This window comes from Pleionea litopenaei, assembly GCF_031198435.1.
Taxonomy (GTDB): domain Bacteria; phylum Pseudomonadota; class Gammaproteobacteria; order Enterobacterales; family Kangiellaceae; genus Pleionea; species Pleionea litopenaei.
Genome location: NZ_CP133548.1, coordinates 515,675 through 536,742, shown reverse-complemented (window position 1 = coordinate 536,742; position 21,068 = coordinate 515,675). Strand labels below are relative to the sequence as shown.

Annotated in this window: 17 protein-coding genes and 1 tRNA gene; 1 reads left to right on the top strand and 17 read right to left on the bottom strand. The window is 42.7% G+C overall.

Annotated elements, in window-relative coordinates; all coding sequences use genetic code 11:
• Positions 1 to 81: 81 nt before the first annotated feature.
• From hrpA to fadD, 10 genes are all read right to left on the bottom strand, one after another.
• Positions 82 to 3,966 carry an ATP-dependent RNA helicase HrpA gene (gene hrpA, locus Q9312_RS02365; RefSeq protein WP_309202933.1) on the bottom strand — a complete coding sequence of 1,295 codons (3,885 nt, stop codon included), beginning with the start codon at positions 3,964 to 3,966 and terminating at the stop codon, positions 82 to 84.
• Positions 3,967 to 4,053: 87 nt separating this feature from the next.
• Positions 4,054 to 4,875: a hypothetical protein gene (locus Q9312_RS02360; RefSeq protein WP_309202932.1), complete on the bottom strand. Its 822-nt coding sequence runs from the start codon at positions 4,873 to 4,875 to the stop codon at positions 4,054 to 4,056.
• A 628-nt stretch (positions 4,876 to 5,503) separates the two neighbouring features.
• A tRNA-Asp gene (locus Q9312_RS02355) sits at positions 5,504 to 5,580 on the bottom strand.
• Between the two features lie 155 nt (positions 5,581 to 5,735).
• Positions 5,736 to 6,596 (bottom strand): hypothetical protein, encoded by an 861-nt coding sequence (locus tag Q9312_RS02350; RefSeq protein ID WP_309202931.1) that lies wholly within the window; start codon positions 6,594 to 6,596, stop codon positions 5,736 to 5,738.
• Entirely contained in the window at positions 6,596 to 8,590 is a 1,995-nt protein-coding gene (locus Q9312_RS02345) for a vWA domain-containing protein (protein WP_309202930.1), read from the bottom strand. The genes Q9312_RS02350 and Q9312_RS02345 overlap by 1 nt, the downstream gene beginning before the upstream one ends.
• Before the next feature lie 110 nt (positions 8,591 to 8,700).
• Entirely contained in the window at positions 8,701 to 9,183 is a 483-nt protein-coding gene (locus Q9312_RS02340) for a YcgN family cysteine cluster protein (RefSeq protein WP_309202929.1), read from the bottom strand.
• Positions 9,176 to 9,835 carry a fumarylacetoacetate hydrolase family protein gene (locus Q9312_RS02335; protein WP_309202928.1) on the bottom strand — a complete coding sequence of 220 codons (660 nt, stop codon included), beginning with the start codon at positions 9,833 to 9,835 and terminating at the stop codon, positions 9,176 to 9,178. The genes Q9312_RS02340 and Q9312_RS02335 overlap by 8 nt, the downstream gene beginning before the upstream one ends.
• 1 nt (position 9,836) lies before the next feature.
• Positions 9,837 to 10,097 (bottom strand): YcgL domain-containing protein, encoded by a 261-nt coding sequence (locus tag Q9312_RS02330; RefSeq protein ID WP_309202927.1) that lies wholly within the window; start codon positions 10,095 to 10,097, stop codon positions 9,837 to 9,839.
• 39 nt (positions 10,098 to 10,136) lie between these two features.
• A complete protein-coding gene (gene rnd / locus Q9312_RS02325; protein ID WP_309202926.1) occupies positions 10,137 to 11,267 on the bottom strand; it encodes a ribonuclease D in 1,131 nt (376 codons plus the stop codon).
• A 12-nt stretch (positions 11,268 to 11,279) separates the two neighbouring features.
• The gene (gene fadD / locus Q9312_RS02320) at positions 11,280 to 12,956 is read right to left on the bottom strand and encodes a long-chain-fatty-acid--CoA ligase FadD (RefSeq protein ID WP_309202925.1); all 1,677 of its coding nucleotides are present in this window, start codon (positions 12,954 to 12,956) and stop codon (positions 11,280 to 11,282) included.
• 230 nt (positions 12,957 to 13,186) lie between these two features.
• Between fadD and Q9312_RS02315 the strand changes: the two genes are divergently transcribed.
• Positions 13,187 to 13,984, top strand: coding sequence for a response regulator (locus Q9312_RS02315; protein WP_309202924.1), 798 nt, complete (start codon positions 13,187 to 13,189; stop codon positions 13,982 to 13,984).
• Positions 13,985 to 14,009: 25 nt separating this feature from the next.
• Here the strand turns inward: Q9312_RS02315 and Q9312_RS02310 are convergent, their stop codons facing one another.
• From Q9312_RS02310 to Q9312_RS02280, 7 genes are all read right to left on the bottom strand, one after another.
• Entirely contained in the window at positions 14,010 to 14,933 is a 924-nt protein-coding gene (locus Q9312_RS02310; RefSeq protein ID WP_309202923.1) for an alpha/beta fold hydrolase, read from the bottom strand.
• The gene (locus tag Q9312_RS02305) at positions 14,933 to 15,229 is read right to left on the bottom strand and encodes a late competence development ComFB family protein (protein ID WP_309202922.1); all 297 of its coding nucleotides are present in this window, start codon (positions 15,227 to 15,229) and stop codon (positions 14,933 to 14,935) included. The genes Q9312_RS02310 and Q9312_RS02305 overlap by 1 nt, the downstream gene beginning before the upstream one ends.
• A gap of 67 nt (positions 15,230 to 15,296) precedes the next feature.
• Positions 15,297 to 16,160, bottom strand: a complete 864-nt coding sequence (locus Q9312_RS02300) for an MBL fold metallo-hydrolase (RefSeq protein WP_309202921.1) — start codon at positions 16,158 to 16,160, stop codon at positions 15,297 to 15,299.
• 40 nt (positions 16,161 to 16,200) lie between these two features.
• The gene (nhaC, locus tag Q9312_RS02295) at positions 16,201 to 17,664 is read right to left on the bottom strand and encodes a Na+/H+ antiporter NhaC (RefSeq protein ID WP_309202920.1); all 1,464 of its coding nucleotides are present in this window, start codon (positions 17,662 to 17,664) and stop codon (positions 16,201 to 16,203) included.
• 50 nt (positions 17,665 to 17,714) lie between these two features.
• Positions 17,715 to 19,109, bottom strand: a complete 1,395-nt coding sequence (locus tag Q9312_RS02290) for a sodium-dependent transporter (RefSeq protein WP_309202919.1) — start codon at positions 19,107 to 19,109, stop codon at positions 17,715 to 17,717.
• 256 nt (positions 19,110 to 19,365) lie between these two features.
• Positions 19,366 to 20,466, bottom strand: coding sequence for a glutamate 5-kinase (gene proB, locus Q9312_RS02285; protein WP_309202918.1), 1,101 nt, complete (start codon positions 20,464 to 20,466; stop codon positions 19,366 to 19,368).
• Between the two features lie 193 nt (positions 20,467 to 20,659).
• Complete coding sequence (locus Q9312_RS02280) at positions 20,660 to 20,821, bottom strand: hypothetical protein (protein WP_309202917.1); 162 nt, start codon at positions 20,819 to 20,821, stop codon at positions 20,660 to 20,662.
• Between the last annotated feature and the right edge of the window lie 247 nt (positions 20,822 to 21,068).

Here is a 21,068-nt window from a genome sequence, read left to right as displayed (position 1 = left end):
AAGTTCGCACAAAAAATAACCGTTTTTGCGATGTGCTTAGCACTTTTTGGTAATAAAGTTAGCGTAGAAACTTAAACATAGTTATAAAGTTTTAAGGTTAAGCATTTGTTTTTCAATTCTTTTTTCAGATATTGGAAACGCTGTTTTGACTTCTTGAGCAAACAATGAAACTCGATATTCTTGCAGCATCCAATCTATTTTATCCAAGGCCTCTGTATAGGCTTGATTATGTATCGAAGGCGGTAACTTCTTAACCCGATTAGCAATGGCTTGATAAGCTCTTAGACTTTCAGCTTCTTTAGGAAAGTTTACCTCCATTCGCTCTAAACGCTTGTCTAATCCGTTTAAATAACGCGTGTAGTCATTGAGGCGTTTTACCCCGTTCGCGTACAAACATCCAGGATACCACAGTTGTTCTAGCTGCTCGCGGATGTCTAGGTAAGACTGCAGAAACCTCGGTTCAACAGACTCGTAGACTCTTTTGCGAATTTTGTTCGTCTTGCGTAAAAGCTGTAACACCAAAGTTAACGACTCATTCATTTGTTCTGTAAAGATTTCATCAACCTGTTCACAGGTAACTTGAAAGTTTTCAGCTGACTCGATTGGTTTGCTTGGAAGATTATTCTTAATCACCGCTAGGGCTAGGTCGTCAACTAAATTAGAGTAAGCGGTAAAAAACGTCGCTAGTTTAGTCAGTTCGTTTCGTTTCTGCCAAGAGCGAACAAAATATTTCTTTTTATTTTCTAAGGCTATCAAAATCAACCTACAAATTCCTCGCTGATGAGTCACTACCGCTTGATACAAGGATTCTGCGCCGATAATTTCTATCTGTGTGCCAGTGTCTTTAAAAGCCCTCAAAATAGTCATATTTTGCTGCTTACTTTGTTGTTTGGTTTCTATCGAAAACTTAAAGTTCTCTGGCCATTCTTTTAAGCTTTCATGCTGTGGCTCTCTTTTTTTAACTTGCTCGCTTATCATAGGACGAGCCAATGCCTGTTTTATCTTCGCTCCTAACTGCTCTTGCAGTAACACTAAATCTCGACCTCGAGCAATGGGCTTTTTAGCCTCGTCATAAACCTTGAAATTCGGAACCAAATGAGCAGGAAGCTCCACGTCATCCCATGCATCGGGTTCAATTGCTTTGCCTGACATATGGTAAAGCTTGTCTGCTAACATTTGGTAAAAACTACCCTCACCAAAACGACCTGACATCTCTTGATAAATAGCCTCGGCATAATCTGGCGCTGGAATGAAGTTTTTACGAATAGCTTTTGGAAGCGCTTTAATTGAACACAGAATTTTCTCTTGTAATAACCCAGGCACAAGCCACTCAAAATCTTCCGCCGTGAACTGCTTGAGCATTCCGACAGGAATACATATAGACACACCATCATCTTTATGTCCTGGCTCAAACCGGTACTCAAGTGTCAATTCACTTCCGCGTATTGAAAAATGCTGCGGAAAAGCTAAGGGATCAAGATCTGCAGTTGGATTTAGTAAATCTGATTCCGAGAGCATAAGTAGGTTATTTCTTTCTTTCCATTGCTTCTTTACCCAACGCTCTAGTTGTTTTAAGTTGCAAATGGACTTGGGTATTCGCGAGTTAAAAAACTCGACCAGTTCTTCTTCACTTTTAATAATGTCGGTGCGTCTTTGACGAGTCTCTTCTTCACGATATTGATCCAGTAGTTTTTGATTGGCTGAAAAAAACGGCATCTTACACACCAAGTCACCATCGATGAGACCTTTTTCAATAAGCCACTGGCGGCTTAGTTCAGGCTCCACATCGCTATACCCGACTAAGCGACCAGAGACATAAATCAACCCGAATAAAGACTTTTGCAAATAAGCACAAGCCTCACCTTTCTTTTTGCGCCAATGTACGTCTAAATAACTAAGTTTTGCTAAATGCTCAGCGATATCTTCGATCCAATCTGGCTCAATTGGTGCAGTAGCTCTGGCATAAAGTTTTCCAGTTTCCATCAATTCAGCACTCACTAACCACGCCGATTTATTCTTAAAATTGACCGACGAAGGATGGATAAATACTTTTGTATTTCTCGCGCCTTGATAGTGAACTTCATTTGTTTTGGTCAATATATTGGTTAACAAAGCTGGCAGTAAGGAACGATGCACTGACTCATAATCAGCCGATTGCCCATGAACTTTGTATCCTTCATTTAACATCAACCGCTTTAATTGACGATAAGTGTTTCTCCAGTCTAGCCAGGCCACAAAATTGATAAAGTTATTGTGGCAATATTCTTTAAACTCGCGATTCGACAAATCTTCTTGCTGCTGATGTAACTCTCGCCACATATTTAAGAATGTCGCAAAGTCAGATTTTTTATCATTCCACTGGGCATGTGCAGCGTCTGCTTTTTGCGCTTTAGCATGAGGACGCTCTCTTGGATCACGAACACTGTACAAGCTTGCAATGACTAGCATTTCATTAAGCGCTTGTTGCTCTCCGGAAACCAACATAACGGCTAATTTTGGGTCGACTGGTAACCTAGCTATTTTCTTACCAATATCGGTTAAATCAAATTGAGTATCGACTGCGCCAAGTTCGAAAAGAAGCGTTTGCCCGTCTCGCCAATGCCTTTCATCGGCATTTTCAATAAAAGGAAATTTTTCAGGCTCTCTAATGCCCATAACCTTCATTTGAAGAATAACTGAAGCTAAATTAGTTCGCTTAATTTCTGGCAAGGTAAACTCTGAACGCCCTAAATAATCTTCTTCACTGTACAGTCGATAACAGATACCAGCCGAAACACGTCCACAACGCCCGGCGCGCTGATTGGCACTAGCTTGAGAAACCTTTTCAACCTGCAAGCGTTGAATTTTGCTGCGCATACTAAAGCGGCTAATTCTCGCGGTACCTGGATCGATCACATAACGAATACCCGGTACCGTTAAAGACGTCTCTGCAACATTTGTCGCCAATACAATTTTGCGACCATGGATAGAGCGAAATACTTTTTGTTGTTCGGCAATACTTAAACGAGCGTACAGCGGTAAGATGGTAGTCTGTGCTAAGTTAAGCTGTCTTAGACGTTTAGTCGTTTGTCTTATTTCACCTTCACCGGGTAAGAAAATTAAAATATCGCCTGGCCCGGTCTTAATGGCTTCTAAAACGGCATAATTAATCTGCCATAACTGAGGGTCTTCGCCATGAGGAACTTCATCAGGTGACGGGGGACAATATTCAATAGTAACCGGAAAGGTACGGCCTTCAACGGTATAAATTGGCGCTGAATCAAAAAATTGAGAAAAGCGTTCTAAATCGATGGTTGCCGACGTTATGATTAAGCGTAAATCTTTACGTTTTTTCAGCAAAGGTTTTAGCAAACCCAGTAAGAAATCGATATTGATGCTGCGTTCGTGCGCTTCATCAATAATAATAACTTCGTACTGAGTCAATAATGGATCTTTCTGTATCTCTGATAATAGGATACCGTCAGTCATTACTTTGATGTAACCATCGGGAGATGTCTTATCGAAAAATCGTACGGCAGCACCTACATGACTACCCAATTCACAACCGATTTCTTCTGCAATTCTCGCTGCAACCGAGGTTGCTGCTACTCGACGAGGTTGAGTGTGACCGATCAAACCTCGACTTCCGAAGCCAGCATCTAAACAAATCTTAGGTAACTGCGTAGTTTTACCACTACCCGTTTCACCTGCTAACACAACGACTTGGTTATTGATGATCAGTTTTTTAATTTCGTCTGCTTTTTGACTAACAGGTAACGCGTCAGGAAAACTAACTTTTGGCGCTTTTTGTCGTCTAGAAGCTAAATTATTAGAGGACGTTTCAAGTAGTATTTTAAGTTTACTCTCAAGTTCAGTCGTCGTCTTTTGTTGTTTCTTTAATCGGCTGATGTTTCGAGCCAATCCAAGAGCTTTACCAACCGACCGAGTCGGCAGAGAGAAAATATCTACTGAGTGATTTAACGACATAAAATGAGTTTTTATACAGATAAAATATTTTAAGAATAAAAAAAGCCTGCTTGCAAGCAAACAGGCTTCGGTAAACGAGCTCGGTTACTAATCCCAAATTTCGTGGGGTTGTAATACATCGGCTAGAAATTTCGCGACCGGCTTAATGAAATCTTTGTCTTCCCAATATCCGTTATGGCACGCAGGATTCCAAGATGTTGCTGGATTCCCAACATTAATTTCAAAATCATTATCGACGGCTTTGTTATAGGCATCATTGATGCCTTTTAACGGGTACGCAACAATATCGTCTTTATCGTAAAAATTAAGCCACTTAGCTCTCTCTGCGAAGTCTTCAGGTAAATTACTGCCAGCAACCGGCACTGGAGAATGAAGCTCTTCATGATGTCTAACATAAATCGCTAGTGGACTACCAAAGGTAATAAAGCCGACCATGTTTTTCATCGCTTCAAAACTAGACTTGCCCGCTGAGTCTTTGGCTTGATTGCGAATATAGTCTTGCATGATGATCGAACCAAAAGAATGGGCTAAAACGACCAAAGGCGTTTTATCTTCTTTCACTCGACGATGACCTGCGAACTCTCGTAGTGAGTCAGCTACTCGATTTTGAACTTTCTCATACAAACGAGAACCTTGATGATAAGCCAGTCCAGAACCTAAGTAATCAATAAACATCTTACGAGTGTTTTCATAGGCCAAGTCGTTTTTATAATTGATGGCATTGTAGAATTCTGACAACTCATCTTTGATGGCATCTGCCCAATAAATTTCCTTAAACATCAGGTCATCTTCTAAGCGGCCTTCACCACCAGACACATATTCTTCGATAATACGATGCTTCAGCTCTACAGAAAAATGTTGATCTTCTGTACTCATTCCATGAATGATTGCTACCGCCAGTCTTTTCATAATAATTCTCTCGTAATTAGTCAGCGATCCGATAGGGTAAATACTCGCGCAAAATCAACAAGATATCAAGAACGTATTAGCAATTAATTGTGAAGAAATGGCGAATCAAGCGGTGGTCAGAGTATCCATAACAGGGAATTTAGACGATTCGCATTAAAAGCGCGCATATTTCGCTAAAACCGACTCTTACGAGCGCTTTGGTTAGCTATTAAGCGAAATTACAATCGAGATTTAAATCGCTTGCTCTCAGACACGTTCGTCCAATGCATGTCGATAAACGTCTAAGCAAAGAATTTACGGCGACTAGAATGTAAAGTGTGCGACATCTCGATGTTACAACTCACGGCTTCAAGCCAGTATTCAGTGATACTGCTTCTGATCAAGGTGTACAAATGACCTCGGTATCTGAGGGCTAAGGTATCGAGAGCGTTTAGAAATCACAAGCTCTATTGGATTCAACTAGATCTATTGGATTCAACTTGATCTATTGGATTCAAATTAAAAATAGACGCCTTAACTGCGATAATTCAGTGGTTCTTTCTTTGGCTTTGGTTATTCAATTGTTGATGAGTGTTTAGTTAACGCTTGGTCGAACGACCGGATAAAACTGGGAAAACAGAGAGAAAAATGGCGGAGCGGACGGGACTCGAACCCGCGACCCCCGGCGTGACAGGCCGGTATTCTAACCAGCTGAACTACCGCTCCGCGTTGGTACCCCTTGCGAGGTGGGCGTATAATACGTATGAGCCTTTTCACTGTCAACAAACTTTTTTAAAAAAAGTTAGGTTTTTTTAAAATTGTTTAGGATACGAACAATTGAGCACAAATAACCGTCAACTTAGGGATTTTCAGTACATAAATTAATCGGGATCTTTCTCCATTTCATCGCCTGATTCAGCAAACGCATCTTCCCAACTCGGATCTTCTCCGTCGCTTGATGCGACATCTTCTAATTCCATATCATCGAGCGGTGAACGTGTTTTTTCTTCCTTTTCTTCCTCTTCATTTAACTCAAGATCATCGACGGTATCGGTGTCTTCTTGTGCATTGGCCTCCAACGGCTCGGGCTTATCGAAGCTTTCTTCTGATTTACTGCCAGAGAAGGATTCCATAGCGGTTAAAATCTGCTCTACGGACATGTCTTTCTTAACCACTTCTTCACCAAACATCGAGGAGTATTCGGCAAAAATATTGTTCAATGTCGTCAAAGTCACATGCACTTCTTGCTTCAAACTTTTATTTTTTTCTTTTAGCTCTTCAATTTCTGCAAGCTTTGCTTCCAAATCACTCTGTAACAGAGAGTCACTCATTGTCGATTCTTCAACCGGTGATTCGGCGGCTGCACCCTTATTCGAAACTGCAAGTCCATGGTAGCGCTCGGTGATGCGTGAAAGCTCTTCATCAAGGAGCGCTAAATTTTCAATGTCTTTATTTAGAATACTGCTAACAAAGGTACGGAAAAAGAATTTACGTTCTTTGATAATCTCTGCAGATAATTTATCGACCTCGCTCTCTGCGAAACCGAGTTTTTCGTGCAGAAAACGTTGTACCGATTCTTTATTGACCGCTTCGTTATCTTTTACATTAATAATCAACTCGCGCATTGACTCTTTTAATCGAGACTTACTACGAACCAGCACAACCAACAATATCATTGCCAAAACAATAAATGGCAAAATGATTTCAATCATTAATATCCAGGGTAAAAATGATTCGTTCATTATTCTTTTTCCTCGGCCGAATCGTTTTCAGCAAATAACTCTTGTGTCATAAGATCGGAGTTTTGCTGTGATTTTTTTCTGACTAATCGCCAAATATACCACCCTAGTCCTAACAATAGGAGGTTTCCTCCAAACCCAACGGATAACCAAAGTGTCCAATTCACCGGCTCTTCTTCTGGTTCGGTTAATTGTTCCTCGACTAAAGGTTCTTCTTTCTTCTGTTCCGATTCTGGTTCTGGTTCTGGCTTTTTCTCTTCCTGCTCAGGCTCAGTGACCTCAGGTTCGGGCGGAGTCTCTTGTTTCGGCTCAGGTTCAGGCTTCAACTCTTCTTTTGGAGTCTCCACAACCGGCTCATATCCTGGCAATGGTTCCGCGGTAAAGGCTATTTCTGATAGTTCTGTTTTAAAAGCTCGTCCTGTAGGTGACTCGCCTTTTGCGGTGAGATTAACACGGTAATCCCCACCTTTCGGAAAATTCTTTACTGCAATGGTTTGATTCTTGTTCCAATTATCAATCGCCACAAACTGAGTGGTTTCATCAGGATACGTCACTTGTCCTGATATATTTAAAGAATCTGGATTCACAATATCGTCAATAATCCGCAAGTGGATCTGATGGGGCTCATTCTCCACATAACTCATTTGTAAATCAGCTTGAACCGGATTGCCATAGATATTAATCGCATGGGTACGGCTTCTTTCAAAAGTTGGACTTTTAACCACTAACTTGATTTGCAAAACGCCATCTTTTTCTCCGGAGTAAAATACCTGCTTAAAGGTTCCTGACGCGGCCTCTTTCAATAAAGGTGTGTTAGCTTTCGCTCCTTGATATTCAGTTTGCAAGTTTGCATCGACAAGGTCGAGAAAATCCGGCTTGGTAATTACCTTGCCCTCTTCTAACAATTGAACTTGATAATTAATTTGTTCTTTCGCTAAAACGTTATTTGGAACATCATCAACTTTCAGACCAAGCTTGCTCACCACCATCACTCGGTTATCTGGGTCAATCGCGGCGTTAATTTGCCAATCCCCTGGCTGAGGATTAGTAATGGTTACCAAGTCGTAGGTGTTACTCGAAAACCAGCGTACATTGCCGCGACTAGAATCTGAGCGAATCGTCTCCGCAGTTGGTGCAATTAACTCTGCTTTTTGGCTACCCGCTTCACGAAAAACCAACAGCGTCATTTCTTCGATACTGTTATCAACCTTAAATTGGTTGTTTTCTAACGGCAGTGAATCACGCGGTGTCGCTTGCTCAAAAATCTTTAAAAACACCTTTTGTAATTCGTCGGCATTGCTGACCGCTTGAAACCAACCATCGGTTTGATTTGAAAGTGTTTGTAATAACTCCTTGTCGGCCTGCTCGGATAAGGCAATCGTATGAATAGTAACGCCCGCGGCCTTCAAACGAGGAAGGATATCTTGCAAAATTCGTTTCCGTTCGGCCGCGTTTTTCGCCGCATCCTTTGAGATATCGACCATACCATCGGTCAACAGAATCATACTTCGTGTTTCGCTATCCGACGGGCGGTTCCAATCCCAGCTCGATTTGGCCATCGCGTCACCAATATTGGTGAAAAGGCCTGCTGAATTTATTTTTCCAGCCGCCGCCGAAGCACTGTCTTGCCATTGTTGATCCACTGTTTTTATCGGAACCAACATATTTACGTACCGACCAAACGCCCAAACACCCGCTTCTGAGCCTTTCGGCATCAAGTTTGTCACCATTCTCAATGCGGGAATTCTTAGATTATTGGGATCATTCTGCTTCATGCTTCCAGAAATATCGATCAGTAGCCGTACATCGGAAGGCTTTTGCGGGCCTTGTTGTGCAAACACAGGTACTGACAGTACCGCTAGAAAGGCTATTAGAAGATTTGCCGCTTTAAAGGAACCACTGACCCGAGCCTTTTCTCGACATCGAATCATGACCTTAAGAAAAAGCTTTTTCGTGACCTGCGCACCAACTTGAAGAGTGGATTCAAATAAGCCCATATTCTGACCAAACGTCTATATTTAGTTATAGTTTCAGAAGTTTAGCTTAAATATCAATAAATTGCTTTAACTGAGTCACAGCTAGATTGCTCGACCAGCTAAAGATTCGATCAGCCCTCTTCTGAATCAATCTCTGACAAAGGATCCGATTCAGGATCATCAAGCAAAACAATGGCTATTACGTGATCTTCAAGCGGACCTGCAACCTTTTCAGATATGACTTTGCGACGAGCTGAGCGATTGGCTTGATGAACAGACTCGGAGTCTCCAGTCACCAGTGGATGCCAGTCGGGTAAATCGCGCCCTTTTGCGAGCAACTTGTAGGCACAGGTATTCGGTAGCCATTCATAGTTCCGAGCACCTTCAGGTGTCACTTGAATGCAATCAGGCACCAGTTGAAAGCGATTCGCATAATCGCCACAACAGCAGGTATTTTGGTCGAAATATTGGCAACAAACGTCCGTTTGGTATAACTCGCCGTCATCGTCTTCGATTTTGTAAACACAGCATTTCCCACAACCATCACACAGTGATTCCCACTGCTCTTCGGTCATCTCTTCTAATGGGGTGGTCTTCCAGAAAGGCTCAGTCACGACTAACAACTCCCGTAACCGTTAATAATTGACCAAGTTGCCCAACCACGCGATCACCTTCGACGAGAGGTGCGACTCCAGCTGGAGTACCGGTTAACACGATATCGCCGGGCTCTAGCGTAAAATATTGTGATATTGTTGATAACAGCTCTAATGTCGGCCAAATCATCTGCGAAGTGTTGCCAGATTGCCTGACTTGCTGATTTACCGATAATTCCAGCGATAGACTAGACCAGTCGGATACTGGCTGGATCCACTCAGAGACAGGACAAGCGCCATCAAACGCTTTGGCTAACTCCCACGGTAAACCTTTTTGTTTAAGCTCACTTTGCACTTGTCGCAAGGTTAAATCTAAGGCTAAAGCCATTCCCCCGATCGCCTGTTGACACTCCGAGCTATTCGCATTTTTCAAAGATTTAGTGATCACAACGGCTAGCTCTAACTCGTGGTGGCATTCTCCGCGACCATTCGGCACAGAAAAGCCTGACGCCCAATCGCACAACGCAGACTTGGGTTTCATAAACAAGACTGGCTGGCTCGGAACGTCATTACCGAGTTCTTTGGCATGTTCGGCGTAATTTCTTCCGACGCACACAATTTTACCTGGCGTCAGTTGCTGGATTGCCTTTATCGAGGAGCGAAACTCATACATATTAATGATCTCGACTCGGTAACAGAGATTCAATCACCGGCGGCATTTGCAAATAAAAGCCTTGCTCTTGAATCTTCGCTTTGACCTCTTCAATGTCTTCACGGGCCAGCTTGTCGCGTTTGGCTAAATTCAACTGCAACGCAAACTCAGGTTGCCCAAACACTTTTAACAGCGCTTCAGGTACTGAGCTAAAATCATCGCGCTTTGGCAAATACAAATACATTTCGTCCTTTTTAGGACTCCGATAAATAAAACACAACATGATCGAACTACCAAGAATTAAAATGAGAACGTAAATCGCCTAAGACGATTTTTCAAACGCTGATCTTATCACAGGTCCTAGATTCTGCTCGCGCATTTTTGTCCATGCTCTTGGTAGCCGAGGCCGCTTACCAAGAAGGTGAGATACATACTGACGAAGTAGCTTTTTACTGCAAAGCACTTCCGACTCCAAACCTAAAGTCGTTGCAACGGACTCGATACCATCTCGAGCGACTTGCATCGATTGTGTTTGGGCTTGCCAAAACTTAGGACTTAGAGGCGCTATAAAGTTCTCAGGCAAGTCACCAGACTGCTCAACATCTATCAAAACGTCAATTAACGCTTTGCCATGTCGACGTCGCGATGCTGGGTGCCACTTATCGATAAAGGGTAACTGTTGTTTATCGGTCAGGCCTAATCGTGACAGCTCAAATAGTTCATCATTTTTTAAAATGAAGGTTTTCGGAAGGTCTCGATCACGCGCTTCATGCTCTCGCCACAGACTTAGATGGTAGAGGCGAATTAACTGAGCTTTGTTCAGTTTCCAAGCATTTTTAACATCAAGGTATGCCTCATCCATGTTATCTAAAGCATCGACTCTAGACTCTAATGCCGCGCAATCTTGTTCAATCCACGACGCTAATTCAGGCTTTTCTTTTAATCGATCGATCAATTTCACATAAGCGCTAGCAAGGTACTCAACATCATCTACGGCATAATTCAGTTGCTGCTCGGTAAGTGGTCTTTGCATCCAATCTGAGCGCGACCAACCTTTAGCTAAGGATACGTCACAAAGCGACTCAACCATCGCGGCATAACCTATACTGACTCCCAGTCCGATAAATGAACCGGCTATCTGAGTGTCGAATAATCCTTGCATAGGAACACCAAAAAATCGATATAAAACTTCACAATCTTCAGATGCAGAATGAAAAACTTTACGGATGTTACTGTCTGACAACAGCTCAACAAAGGCGTCGCATTGCTTAGCGATCTTAGGTTCTATTAGGTAATTTTGAGTTCCATCGGACAGTTGAATCAGCGCCAACAATGGATAAAAGGTACGCTCTCGATGGAACTCCGTATCGACAAAGACACAACCGAGCTTTCGCCAATGTTCTACCAATGGCGTTAACTGAGTTGTGTCATTAATCCAATGAAATCGGCTCAAGTGTACTATTTTCTAGCTTTTAGCAGCCGAATCTTCATCGCGTAATTCGCGACGTAAAATTTTGCCTACATTGGATTTAGGTAACTCGTCACGAAACTCTACTAATTTAGGGACTTTATAGCCGGTTAGATTTTCACGACAGAACTTGATTAGATCGTCTTCGGTTACTGCGGCGTCTTTCTTCACCACGAATATTTTAACGATTTCTCCACTCGACTCTGAAGGAACGCCAACAGCGGCGACTTCAAGCACACCGGGATGTGAAGCAACGACATCTTCAATTTCGTTAGGATACACATTAAACCCCGATACTAAAATCATATCCTTTTTACGGTCAACGATCTTTAAAAAGCCTTCGTCGTTGATCATGGCTATATCACCGGTAGACAGCCAACCATCTTTGATAACTTTGTTCGTTTCTTCAGGACGCCCAAGATACCCGGCCATCACTTGCGGACCTTTAACCCAAAGCTCACCCGCTTCATTAAAACTAAGTGCTTTACCCTGTTCATCTCTAATTTCAACATCCGTTGAAGGTACAGGAAGCCCTATGGTGCCGTTGTACTCTGTAAGATTCATTGGGTTTATAGTCACTGCGGGAGCGGTTTCCGTTAATCCATAAGCTTCAAGCAATGGTGTGCCAGTAACTTTTTGCCAACGTTTAGCCACCGCTTCTTGAACAGCCATTCCGCCGCCTAACGTCATTTTTAAACTAGAAAAATCAACGGCATCAAATCCAGGCGTATTTAGCAATCCATTAAATAAAGTATTTACCCCAGTAATGGCCGTGAATTTGTAATTATTGAGCTCCTTAACAAAACCAGGCATATCGCGTGGATTCGTAATTAACACATTTAAACCACCGTATTTCATGAACGTCATGCAATTAGCGGTTAACGAAAATATATGATAGAGCGGCAACGCCGTTATGATAATTTCGTTGCCCTCTTTGATCAGTGGCTTTAACCAGGTTGAAGCCTGCTGAATATTAGCCACCATATTGCTATGCAGCAAAATAGCGCCCTTGGCGACTCCGGTTGTACCGCCGGTATATTGCAAGAAAGCAATATCGTCACGCGTCACGCCCACTGGATGAAATTCTTTTTGACTGCCTAACTCTAACGCTCGGTTAAAACGCTCATAATTGGTTAAATTATGTTCTGGTACCATTTTCTTGATCTTTTTAACCACAAAATTGACGAGTGTGCGCTTAAACCAACCACAACAGTCGCCAATTTCGGTAAGAACAACGTTTTTAACCGACGTTTCACTAATGATTTCGTCGAGGGTATGTGCAAAGTTTTCAACAATCACAATGGTGGTCGATTGTGAGTCGTTTAATTGATGCTTGAGTTCACGTGGAGTGTACAGTGGATTAACATTCACCACCGTCATCCCTGCTCGCAAAGCACCGAAAATAGCGATCGGATATTGCAGCAGATTTGGCATCATTATCGCGACGCGAGAGCCTTTTGGTAGCCCAAGAGAGTGCTGAAGGTAGCTGGCAAATTTTGCCGTTTCACGGTCAAGATCGGCGAACGAAAGCGTTTTACCTAAATTGGTAAATGCTGGTTTGTCAGAAAATCGTTCTATGCTCTCGTTGAAAATATCAACTATCGACTCATACTGCTCGAGATCGACCTCTGCATCAACCCCTTCTGGATAGCTGTTCAACCAGACTTTTTCCATCTGCCTCTCCTGTGTTTCAAGTAGCGTGCTTTATTTAGCATTATTGTAATTTTGGCGTGACTGGCAATGCTATCAGTTGCGCCGCTTTTAGAAAAGCACTTGTCCGACCAATTTTTTGCTGAGAACTGCATATTTGACCGATAAATAATCAGATTTAACGCCAGTGGCAAGATTCACAGCATAACCTAAACTATAACCTTAATGATTGATGGTTGGTTAGGTAACCCTTAGTGTCAAACTTACAAATACAAGATCTGACTATTTTGCTGGTAGAACCCTCGGTCACTCAGCAAAAAATAATACTACAAAACTTAGCTGCTGCAGGCATCGACAAAGTCGATTGTGTTGGCTCCGGAAAAGAAGCGATTGAACAACTGAGCAAACTTCCCCCAGACCTTGTGATCAGCAGCATGTATTTTGAAGATATGACGGCTTTAGAGCTGATCAGCCATATCCGAGAACACAGCGAACAAACCAATATTCCCTTTATGTTGATCTCCAGTGAAGTCCGCTTCGGTAGAATCGATCCTATTAAACAAGCAGGCGTTGTCGCTATCTTGCCTAAGCCTTTTGATTCTGCCGCCTTGAATACCGCACTTAGAAATACCCTTCACTTTCTCGAGCCAGACGAACTTGAGTTAGCTAATTATGATCCAACTCGACTGCGCGTATTGGTGGTCGACGATAGCGCATTGGCCAGAAAGTTTATTATTAAAACTTTGAATGGTTTGGGAATCGAGCAAATAACCGAAGCGGCTGACGGCAAAGCAGCAATGAACCTCTTACAAGATAATGCCGACTTTGACTTAATAGTGTCTGATTACAATATGCCAGAAATGGATGGTAAGGCTTTAGTCGAGTATGTTCGTAGTGACAATAAAGTTGCTCACATTCCAGTGCTTATGGTGACGAGCGAGCAAAACCGCGCTGTGCTAAATAACATTGAGCAAGTGGGTGTTTCGGCAATTTGTGATAAGCCCTTTGAGCCTGATCATGTCAAACAATTGTTGGCGAACATTTTAGCTTAGCTGCCCAACAAGTTTGATTAACCAGTTATTCGGTTGATAAAAACTGAATCATCGCGCTTGCGACGCGTTGAGGATGCTCTAAATGAACATGATGCCCACCGTCGAGTTCTACAATCTCTAATTGTTTAAAGTGGCTTTTACGCGCCTGAATAAGTGCATTTTGACTAAATAGTCCTTGCTTGGCTTCTATCAATAAAACCGGCTGTAAGATTTGTGACATTAAAGGTTCTAATTGCGTTTCAGTGAGGCGATTGATACTTGATATGCGAAGTCTTGGATCACTAGACCATCGAACACCTTGCTCAACGGCTTCAATGCCTCTCTCTACCATCGGCCGAACGAGCTCTGGTGCCAATTCTGAGTGTTCCGCTCTGGCAATCACTGCTTGCTCAATAGAATCGAAAATTCGCCGCTGTTTATTTTGCTGACTACTACGCTGCTTAATCGAACGTTGCATTAACTCAAGTGTTTGATTAGGAGAAACCGTTAATGGTCCTAATGCTTCAATCAATATCAACTTTTCTACTTGGTCCGACAATGAAGAAAACAAGGTCGCAGCCGCTCCCCCCATTGAATGCCCAACAATAATGACTTTATCCCAATTAAAGTGCTTTATAGCGTCTTGTATGACATAAACGAGATCGAGAAAATGATAGGCCATTCCTTCTGGTAAATGATCCGATCGACCATGCCCGGGAAAGTCTAAAGAATAAATCCAGTGGTTAGAGAAATGTTCGTATAAAAAATGAAAACTTTCAGAGTTATCGAGCCAACCGTGTAAAAATAAAATGGGAGTCCTGGTTGCACGGCTATCGTTTGGAATGTCGGCTTGATCAGAAAGCTCGCTCGATGATTTGGACAAACCTTGTTTTTTCGGGCGACGTTCTTCAATATAACAATTGACACCACACAAGCTAACCTTGTGTGTCTGGAAAGGTTCTGACTTCATTAATCGTGTGGATTTTCGTTAACTTTTTTAATCGCTTTCAGCACCTGACGACGCGCGTACTTTCTCAAATCCTTTACTTCTTCAAGTAAGTTCGGGCCGGGGTTCTGCTTTTCTAAAAAATTACTGACGTATTTTGCCGGCATATTATTCAAGGCTATGGCAGCAATATCTTGAATCGCCACTTCAGATTGACTGAAATCGACCTCGCCTTCTTGAATGATCTCATGGATTTGTTCGAAAACAATTTCTTCGGACAGGTTTTCTAGATCATCGTGATAATACATGTCTTTATACATGAAAAGCCCCTATGATTGCCCTTTACTAAACTTTACACCAAGTTAAAAATTCCGCAAGGCAGATATCTTAATGCCAACCGTTTAAATGCTCTTGAGCTTCCTCAACGGTAAAGCGGCCTTTTTCATTTTTAGACACTTTTGCACACGCAGTCTTACTGTCATGGGTAAAATACAACCAGCCACCTCGACTCACCAGATCGTCCAAAAGTTGCGATTTTTCTTCGATGAGATGTTCAGGATAACGATCATAGCCCATAGTGATTGGCAAATGCACCCAAGGGGCTCCAGGAATCAAATCCGCTGCAAATACCATTGGACCGTGTTCGGTCTTAACTTCGGTTAACATCATTCCGGGTGTATGACCATCGCTCCAGTGAAAGCGATAATCGGGGCCCAATAAATCGCACGTTTCACCCTCTACGAGATGCAAACGACCACTCTTTTCTAATAATTGATTAAGCTGAGGTAAAAACGATGCCCGATCGCGAAAGTGAGGTTGATTCGCGCGTTCCCAGTGGGGTTTGCTCACAACGAACTCGGCATTTGGGAACAATAACTCCGGTTCTTGTCCTTCTTGATAAGCCGTCAGCAAACCGCCAGCATGATCAAAATGCAGGTGGGACAAAACAACAATATCAATGTCTTGATGGCTGACTCCGGCACTTTCTAACGAGTCGAGTAATACGTGCTGACTCTCAACCACCCCAAAGCGCTCTTTGAACTTAGGTTCAAAAAATGCGCCAATGCCGGTTTCCAATAAAATATTGCGGTTGTCTTCTTTAATCAGTAAAGCGCGGCAACAAAGGTCAATTCGATTAAGCTCGTCGACTTCAACCCATTTTTCCCACATGCCTTTGGGAGCATTACCAAACATGGCTCCACCATCTAACTTTTGAGAGTTTCCGTTAATGGTAAAAAACTGTCGTTGCATGCTCTTATCCTCTCAGATCAATCAACCTGCTTCACGCTGTTTACGCTTGTTCAGCAGGTTCTTGAATTCGCTCGATTTTAAAATTGTACATCCCGTACAAGGCAGATACAAAAGGATTGATTAAGTTAAAAAAGCAGAAAGGCAAATAAGCCCAAGTTGCAACCCCTAATGTCCCTGACATGTAGGCTCCACAGGTATTCCATGGAATTAAAGGCGACGTAATTGTGGCTGAGTCTTCTAGAGTTCTAGACAGGTTTTTACTATCGAGCCCACGTCGTTGAAACTCAGCTTTATACATGCGTCCCGGAAGGACTATTGCAATGTATTGGTCTCCAGCGGTAATGTTAATTCCAATACAGGTTAATATAACGGTGACAATTAGCGTGCTGGTCGAATGCACGAGTCCGAGCGCGGCTCCAACCAAACGCCCTAATAAATGCGTATGTTCAAGCACAGCACCGAATGTTAAGGCACATAAAATTAACCAAACTGTATTCAGCATCGAGCTCATGCCACCACGACTTAGCAATTCATTCACCGATTCATTTTCAGTGGTAATTTTAAACCCATCAAATAATGCTCTCCAAACAGCGTCAATACTGGTCACTATAGTTCCATGATTTTCATTTCCAGCAAATGCTTCTATAGCTTGTGGCTGAAAAATCATTGCAGTAATACCACCTACTAAGGCGCCCGTCATTATTGTAGGGAATGCAGGAAAGCGCTTGATCGCCATGGTGAAAACCAAAACTAAAGGAATGAGTGTCCAAATGCTGATATTAAAACTTTTGTCGAGTATCGAGAGTGTCCCGGACAGGTCGACAGGCTGGTTACTTGAAGATTGAACTAACCCGATAACAAGAAATATAACTAGTGCAAGAATAATACTTGGAGTCGTAGTCCACACCATATGCCGAATATGAGTGAACAAATCAGTCCCCGCAACCGCAGGTGCGAGGTTAGTGGTGTCTGATAGAGGTGACATTTTATCACCAAAATAGGCACCAGAAATTATTGCTCCAGCGGTAATTTCAACAGAAAGACCTAGACCTAGCGCTACGCCAATGAGTGCTACACCAACAGTACCAGCCGTCGTCCAAGAGCTCCCGATACTGACCGATACTAGAGCGCAAATCAGACAAGTAGCAACATAAAATATAGATGGCTCCATAAGTTGAAGCCCAAAATAAATTAACGTTGGCACCGTGCCACTCAACAACCATGTGCCCACCAAAGACCCAACCGCTAATAATATTAAAATCGCTCCAAGCGCAGTTGATATTCCTTGTACAATTCCGTGTTCAATGGTTTTCCAGTTGTAACCATTTTTAACGCCAATTAGCGCAGCAACACCGGCTGCAAGCAACAATGCAATTTGATTCGCACCATACGATGAATTGTCTTCATACAATAGCACCGAAGCAATTAGTAGAAGTATTAAAAATACGACCGGCGTGAGTGCATCTAATAGTGTCGGTTGTTTGTGATTATTCGAGTCAGACATATTGTTCCACTACAACTAGCATTAAAGAGCTCTTCTCAGAGCTCTGCTTATTAATGAAGAATTAACTCTACAAGGTTGATTCCCATAAAGCGATCGAGAATGGTCACAACCGCAATCAAACCGAGAATGAACGGACAAATATAGCTGATCGCGAAATCAATGTATTTTTGCAGCAAGGTTCCTCTGATGGCTTCGTCACCATGGGCTAGCTCTTCATTTAAGTTTTCTTTGCGCCATACCCAAGCAGCAAACACAGCGATCAAAAAGCCACCAACTGGTAAGAAGGAGTCGGCCGCTAAATCTTCCACAAAATCCATAAAACTGATTGCGTTTTCATGTCCTGGCAAGGTGATAAACGAACTTAACCAGTCAACAGTTCCGTTCGACAACATGGACGGAATCCCAATGATGAAAATAATGGTCGCAATCACCCAAACTGCTTTTTTGCGGTCGACACCATGCTCATCAACAACATAGGAAGTCGGTACTTCTAACAACGAAACCGTTGAAGTAAGTGCAGCAAAGGTTAAAAGTAAGAAGAACAGCACACCACAAATCACACCAATGATTGGGCCTAAAGATTCGAACACACCCGGTAAAGTGACAAAAATTAATCCCGCACCACCATTAGGTTCAATACCTTGGCTGAATACGAATGGGAACATCATAAAACCGGCAATAAATGCGATGCCCACATCGGCTAGCGTAATAAATGCCCCCGCGCTCACGATATTTTCTTTTCTATCAACGTAGCTACCGTACGTGATTAAAGCTCCCATACCGAGTGACAAGGAGAAAAATGCTTGACCCAACGCAGAGTAAATAACATCGCCCGTTAACTTTGAAAAATCGGGCACTAAATAAAACTTCACCCCTTCCATAGCATTCGGTAAGGTTAACGCATAAATTAACAAGCCAACGATGATGACCAATAAACTCGGCATTAAAATTTTGGCCGCTCTTTCAATGCCTCCGCTGATACCGTTGGAAACGATGAATGCGGTCGTTGACATAAATATCACGCCATAAAGGCCGACTTTAACCGCATCTGATATGAACGAGCCAAACTCATTCCCTATTCCAAAGTTACCTTGCAGCATTTCGATCACGTAACCAAATGACCATGCGGCAACGACATTGTAGAAGGAAAGAATCAGGACGCCACTGGCTAATCCTAAATAACCGATGATCGCCCATTTGCGAAAACCTAGCGCTTTAAATGCGCCAACGGGATTACGCTGAGTCTTACGACCAATAGCAATTTCCGTTACCAAAACGGGGTAACAAAGGATAAAACAAAACGCGAGATACACCAGAACGAAAGCTGCACCGCCTCCATGCCCTACCTCAAATGGAAACTTCCAAATGTTTCCCAATCCAACAGCTGAACCGGCAGCTGCTAATATAAAGCCTAAGCGTGTGTTAAATGAACCTCGAGCGGCCATAATCTATTTCTCTTTATTTATCGATTGTTATTGTGTTGCCGAAATGGCTAATGAATCGTCCCAACGATTGCTGCTTTGCAGCACAATACCCTGAAAATTAAGGCCTAATATCACCATAAACAATACCTACTATGCAAGTTACTAATGCCGATCAGCCGACTTAACTGACCAGTAATTTGCTCGGAATGTAGATAATTTGTTCAACTTGGTGAAAAGTGGTGAGAATCTGCGCAACGACTGCTAGTAGACTTGCCTGTTAAACCAGTACCATATCATTTCGATGAACTAAAATTGGTTTATCAAGATTGGTTGATTTGGCTAAATATAAGGCAACCTGAGTCGAACTCAGCTTACAAAACCCTTTCGCAATGAGCGTTCCAGTTGCTGCGCAATGTATAGAGATAACCTGCTTACTATCAAACGAACCTTCAATATGCGTAACACCAGCCACCAGCAATGACGCTCCTGCTTTGGTAAGCGCCTTTACTGCTCCGGGGTCAATGTCGACTCGCCCGGCAACCTCTGAGATATCATTTAGCCAACCCTGTCGCTTAGACGTTGGTGATTCATTCGCGGTAATTCGAGTTCCTGCAACTCTGTTTTCGTAAATGGCATGCTTAAGCTCAACGGACGAATCGCAAATCACTGAATGTGTGCCCTGCTTGCTCGCTAGCTGAGCTGCAGCGACTTTTTCCCCCATGCCTCCCGTTCCGTGCTCAGAACTTGCTTTACCGCAGGTATTTTTTAAATGAGAGTCCTCAAAGCTGATTTCAGATATGAACCCATCTCGAGCGGGATAGTCTCGATAGACTCCAGCAACATTCGTCAATAAGAATAACCAATCCGCTGACAACATCTGAGCTAAAACCGCCGCTAAATAATCGTTATTATTGATTCGATCGGCGGCCAACGCTAAGAGATCATTCTCATTACATATGGGTACACAACCGACATTCATCAAGCGCAGTATTTGAGTTTTCACAAGCAGAAAACGTTCGCGAGATTTCAAATGAAACTGATCAACAAGAACTTGAGCAACAGGGAGGTTAAAAGATGACTGCCATGTCTGCATTAATTGGGTTTGCCCTAAACCGGTGAGTAATTCCCGATCGAACTTCATTGAGCAAGTTTTACTGAGCCCGAAGAATGACGACAATTTTTCTTTGCCCATACTCGCGGCGCCGGAGCTTACAATGAGGCAGCGATGACCTGAATCAATGAGTTCAGAAACTTGGCATGCAAGCCGTGTCATCAGCGTTATGTCATCCATAATAAGTTGGCTACCAACTTTAATCACAATGGTCTTCGACGACATCTGCGAACGGCTTTCTTTCAAATCAGAGGTTTTCTCTAACATATTTTATCCAATGACATTGGTTTTAAAGTAATTCCCAAGAGGATTGCTTATTCAACTAGACTCCCTTATATGACAGTCCTGTTGATAAGATCCCCGTTGATAAGATCCCCTTTGATAACAACCCGGTTCGTAAAGCATAAAAAAACCCGCTATCGCGGGTTTTGTTTAAACACATACCAAAGCCCCGCAAGAGTCAGTCGCTGGGCGGCACGTCTGTGTAGCTAATCGATGAGAAAGCAGTCACCAGTGATAAAGCGCCAGTAAAACATTTGTACCAATCAACAGCGTTTACAGGTAGACGCCGATCGAAGCTATCACTAGCCAGCTCTTTTATGAAGTTTAATGCTTGTACCATCACGGGTATCCAGTATCTTTAAGTCATCTTTTACTGCTCGACTTAGACGTTTCAAACTTAGGGGCTTCAACTTAAGGGTTTCAACTTAGGGGCTTCAACTTAAGAGTTTCAACTTAGAGGTTTCAAAAAAGAAACGCCAGAAAAGACTTCAATAGAATCCGCATCAAACTAAGCCGGTACTTTCTAAGCCGTTACTTTCTAAACCGTATGTCTCTCAAAAACAGGCTTTTATCTTTAAGTTAAGCAT

What these genes read in the sequence shown, in the direction of transcription:
- fadD (WP_309202925.1), bottom strand. Translation starts at nt 12,956, where the DNA reads ATGGAAAAAGTCTGGTTGAACAGCTATCCAGAAGGGGTTGATGCAGAG.
- hrpA (WP_309202933.1), bottom strand. Translation starts at nt 3,966, where the DNA reads ATGTCGTTAAATCACTCAGTAGATATTTTCTCTCTGCCGACTCGGTCG.
- Q9312_RS02290 (WP_309202919.1), bottom strand. Translation starts at nt 19,109, where the DNA reads ATGGCCGCTCGAGGTTCATTTAACACACGCTTAGGCTTTATATTAGCA.
- Q9312_RS02300 (WP_309202921.1), bottom strand. Translation starts at nt 16,160, where the DNA reads ATGCAACGACAGTTTTTTACCATTAACGGAAACTCTCAAAAGTTAGAT.
- nhaC (WP_309202920.1), bottom strand. Translation starts at nt 17,664, where the DNA reads ATGTCTGACTCGAATAATCACAAACAACCGACACTATTAGATGCACTC.
- Q9312_RS02345 (WP_309202930.1), bottom strand. Translation starts at nt 8,590, where the DNA reads ATGGGCTTATTTGAATCCACTCTTCAAGTTGGTGCGCAGGTCACGAAA.
- Q9312_RS02350 (WP_309202931.1), bottom strand. Translation starts at nt 6,596, where the DNA reads ATGAACGAATCATTTTTACCCTGGATATTAATGATTGAAATCATTTTG.
- proB (WP_309202918.1), bottom strand. Translation starts at nt 20,466, where the DNA reads ATGTTAGAGAAAACCTCTGATTTGAAAGAAAGCCGTTCGCAGATGTCG.
- Q9312_RS02305 (WP_309202922.1), bottom strand. Translation starts at nt 15,229, where the DNA reads ATGTATAAAGACATGTATTATCACGATGATCTAGAAAACCTGTCCGAA.
- Q9312_RS02360 (WP_309202932.1), bottom strand. Translation starts at nt 4,875, where the DNA reads ATGAAAAGACTGGCGGTAGCAATCATTCATGGAATGAGTACAGAAGAT.
- Q9312_RS02330 (WP_309202927.1), bottom strand. Translation starts at nt 10,097, where the DNA reads ATGTTGTGTTTTATTTATCGGAGTCCTAAAAAGGACGAAATGTATTTG.
- Q9312_RS02335 (WP_309202928.1), bottom strand. Translation starts at nt 9,835, where the DNA reads ATGTATGAGTTTCGCTCCTCGATAAAGGCAATCCAGCAACTGACGCCA.
- Q9312_RS02280 (WP_309202917.1), bottom strand. Translation starts at nt 20,821, where the DNA reads ATGGTACAAGCATTAAACTTCATAAAAGAGCTGGCTAGTGATAGCTTC.
- Q9312_RS02310 (WP_309202923.1), bottom strand. Translation starts at nt 14,933, where the DNA reads ATGAAGTCAGAACCTTTCCAGACACACAAGGTTAGCTTGTGTGGTGTC.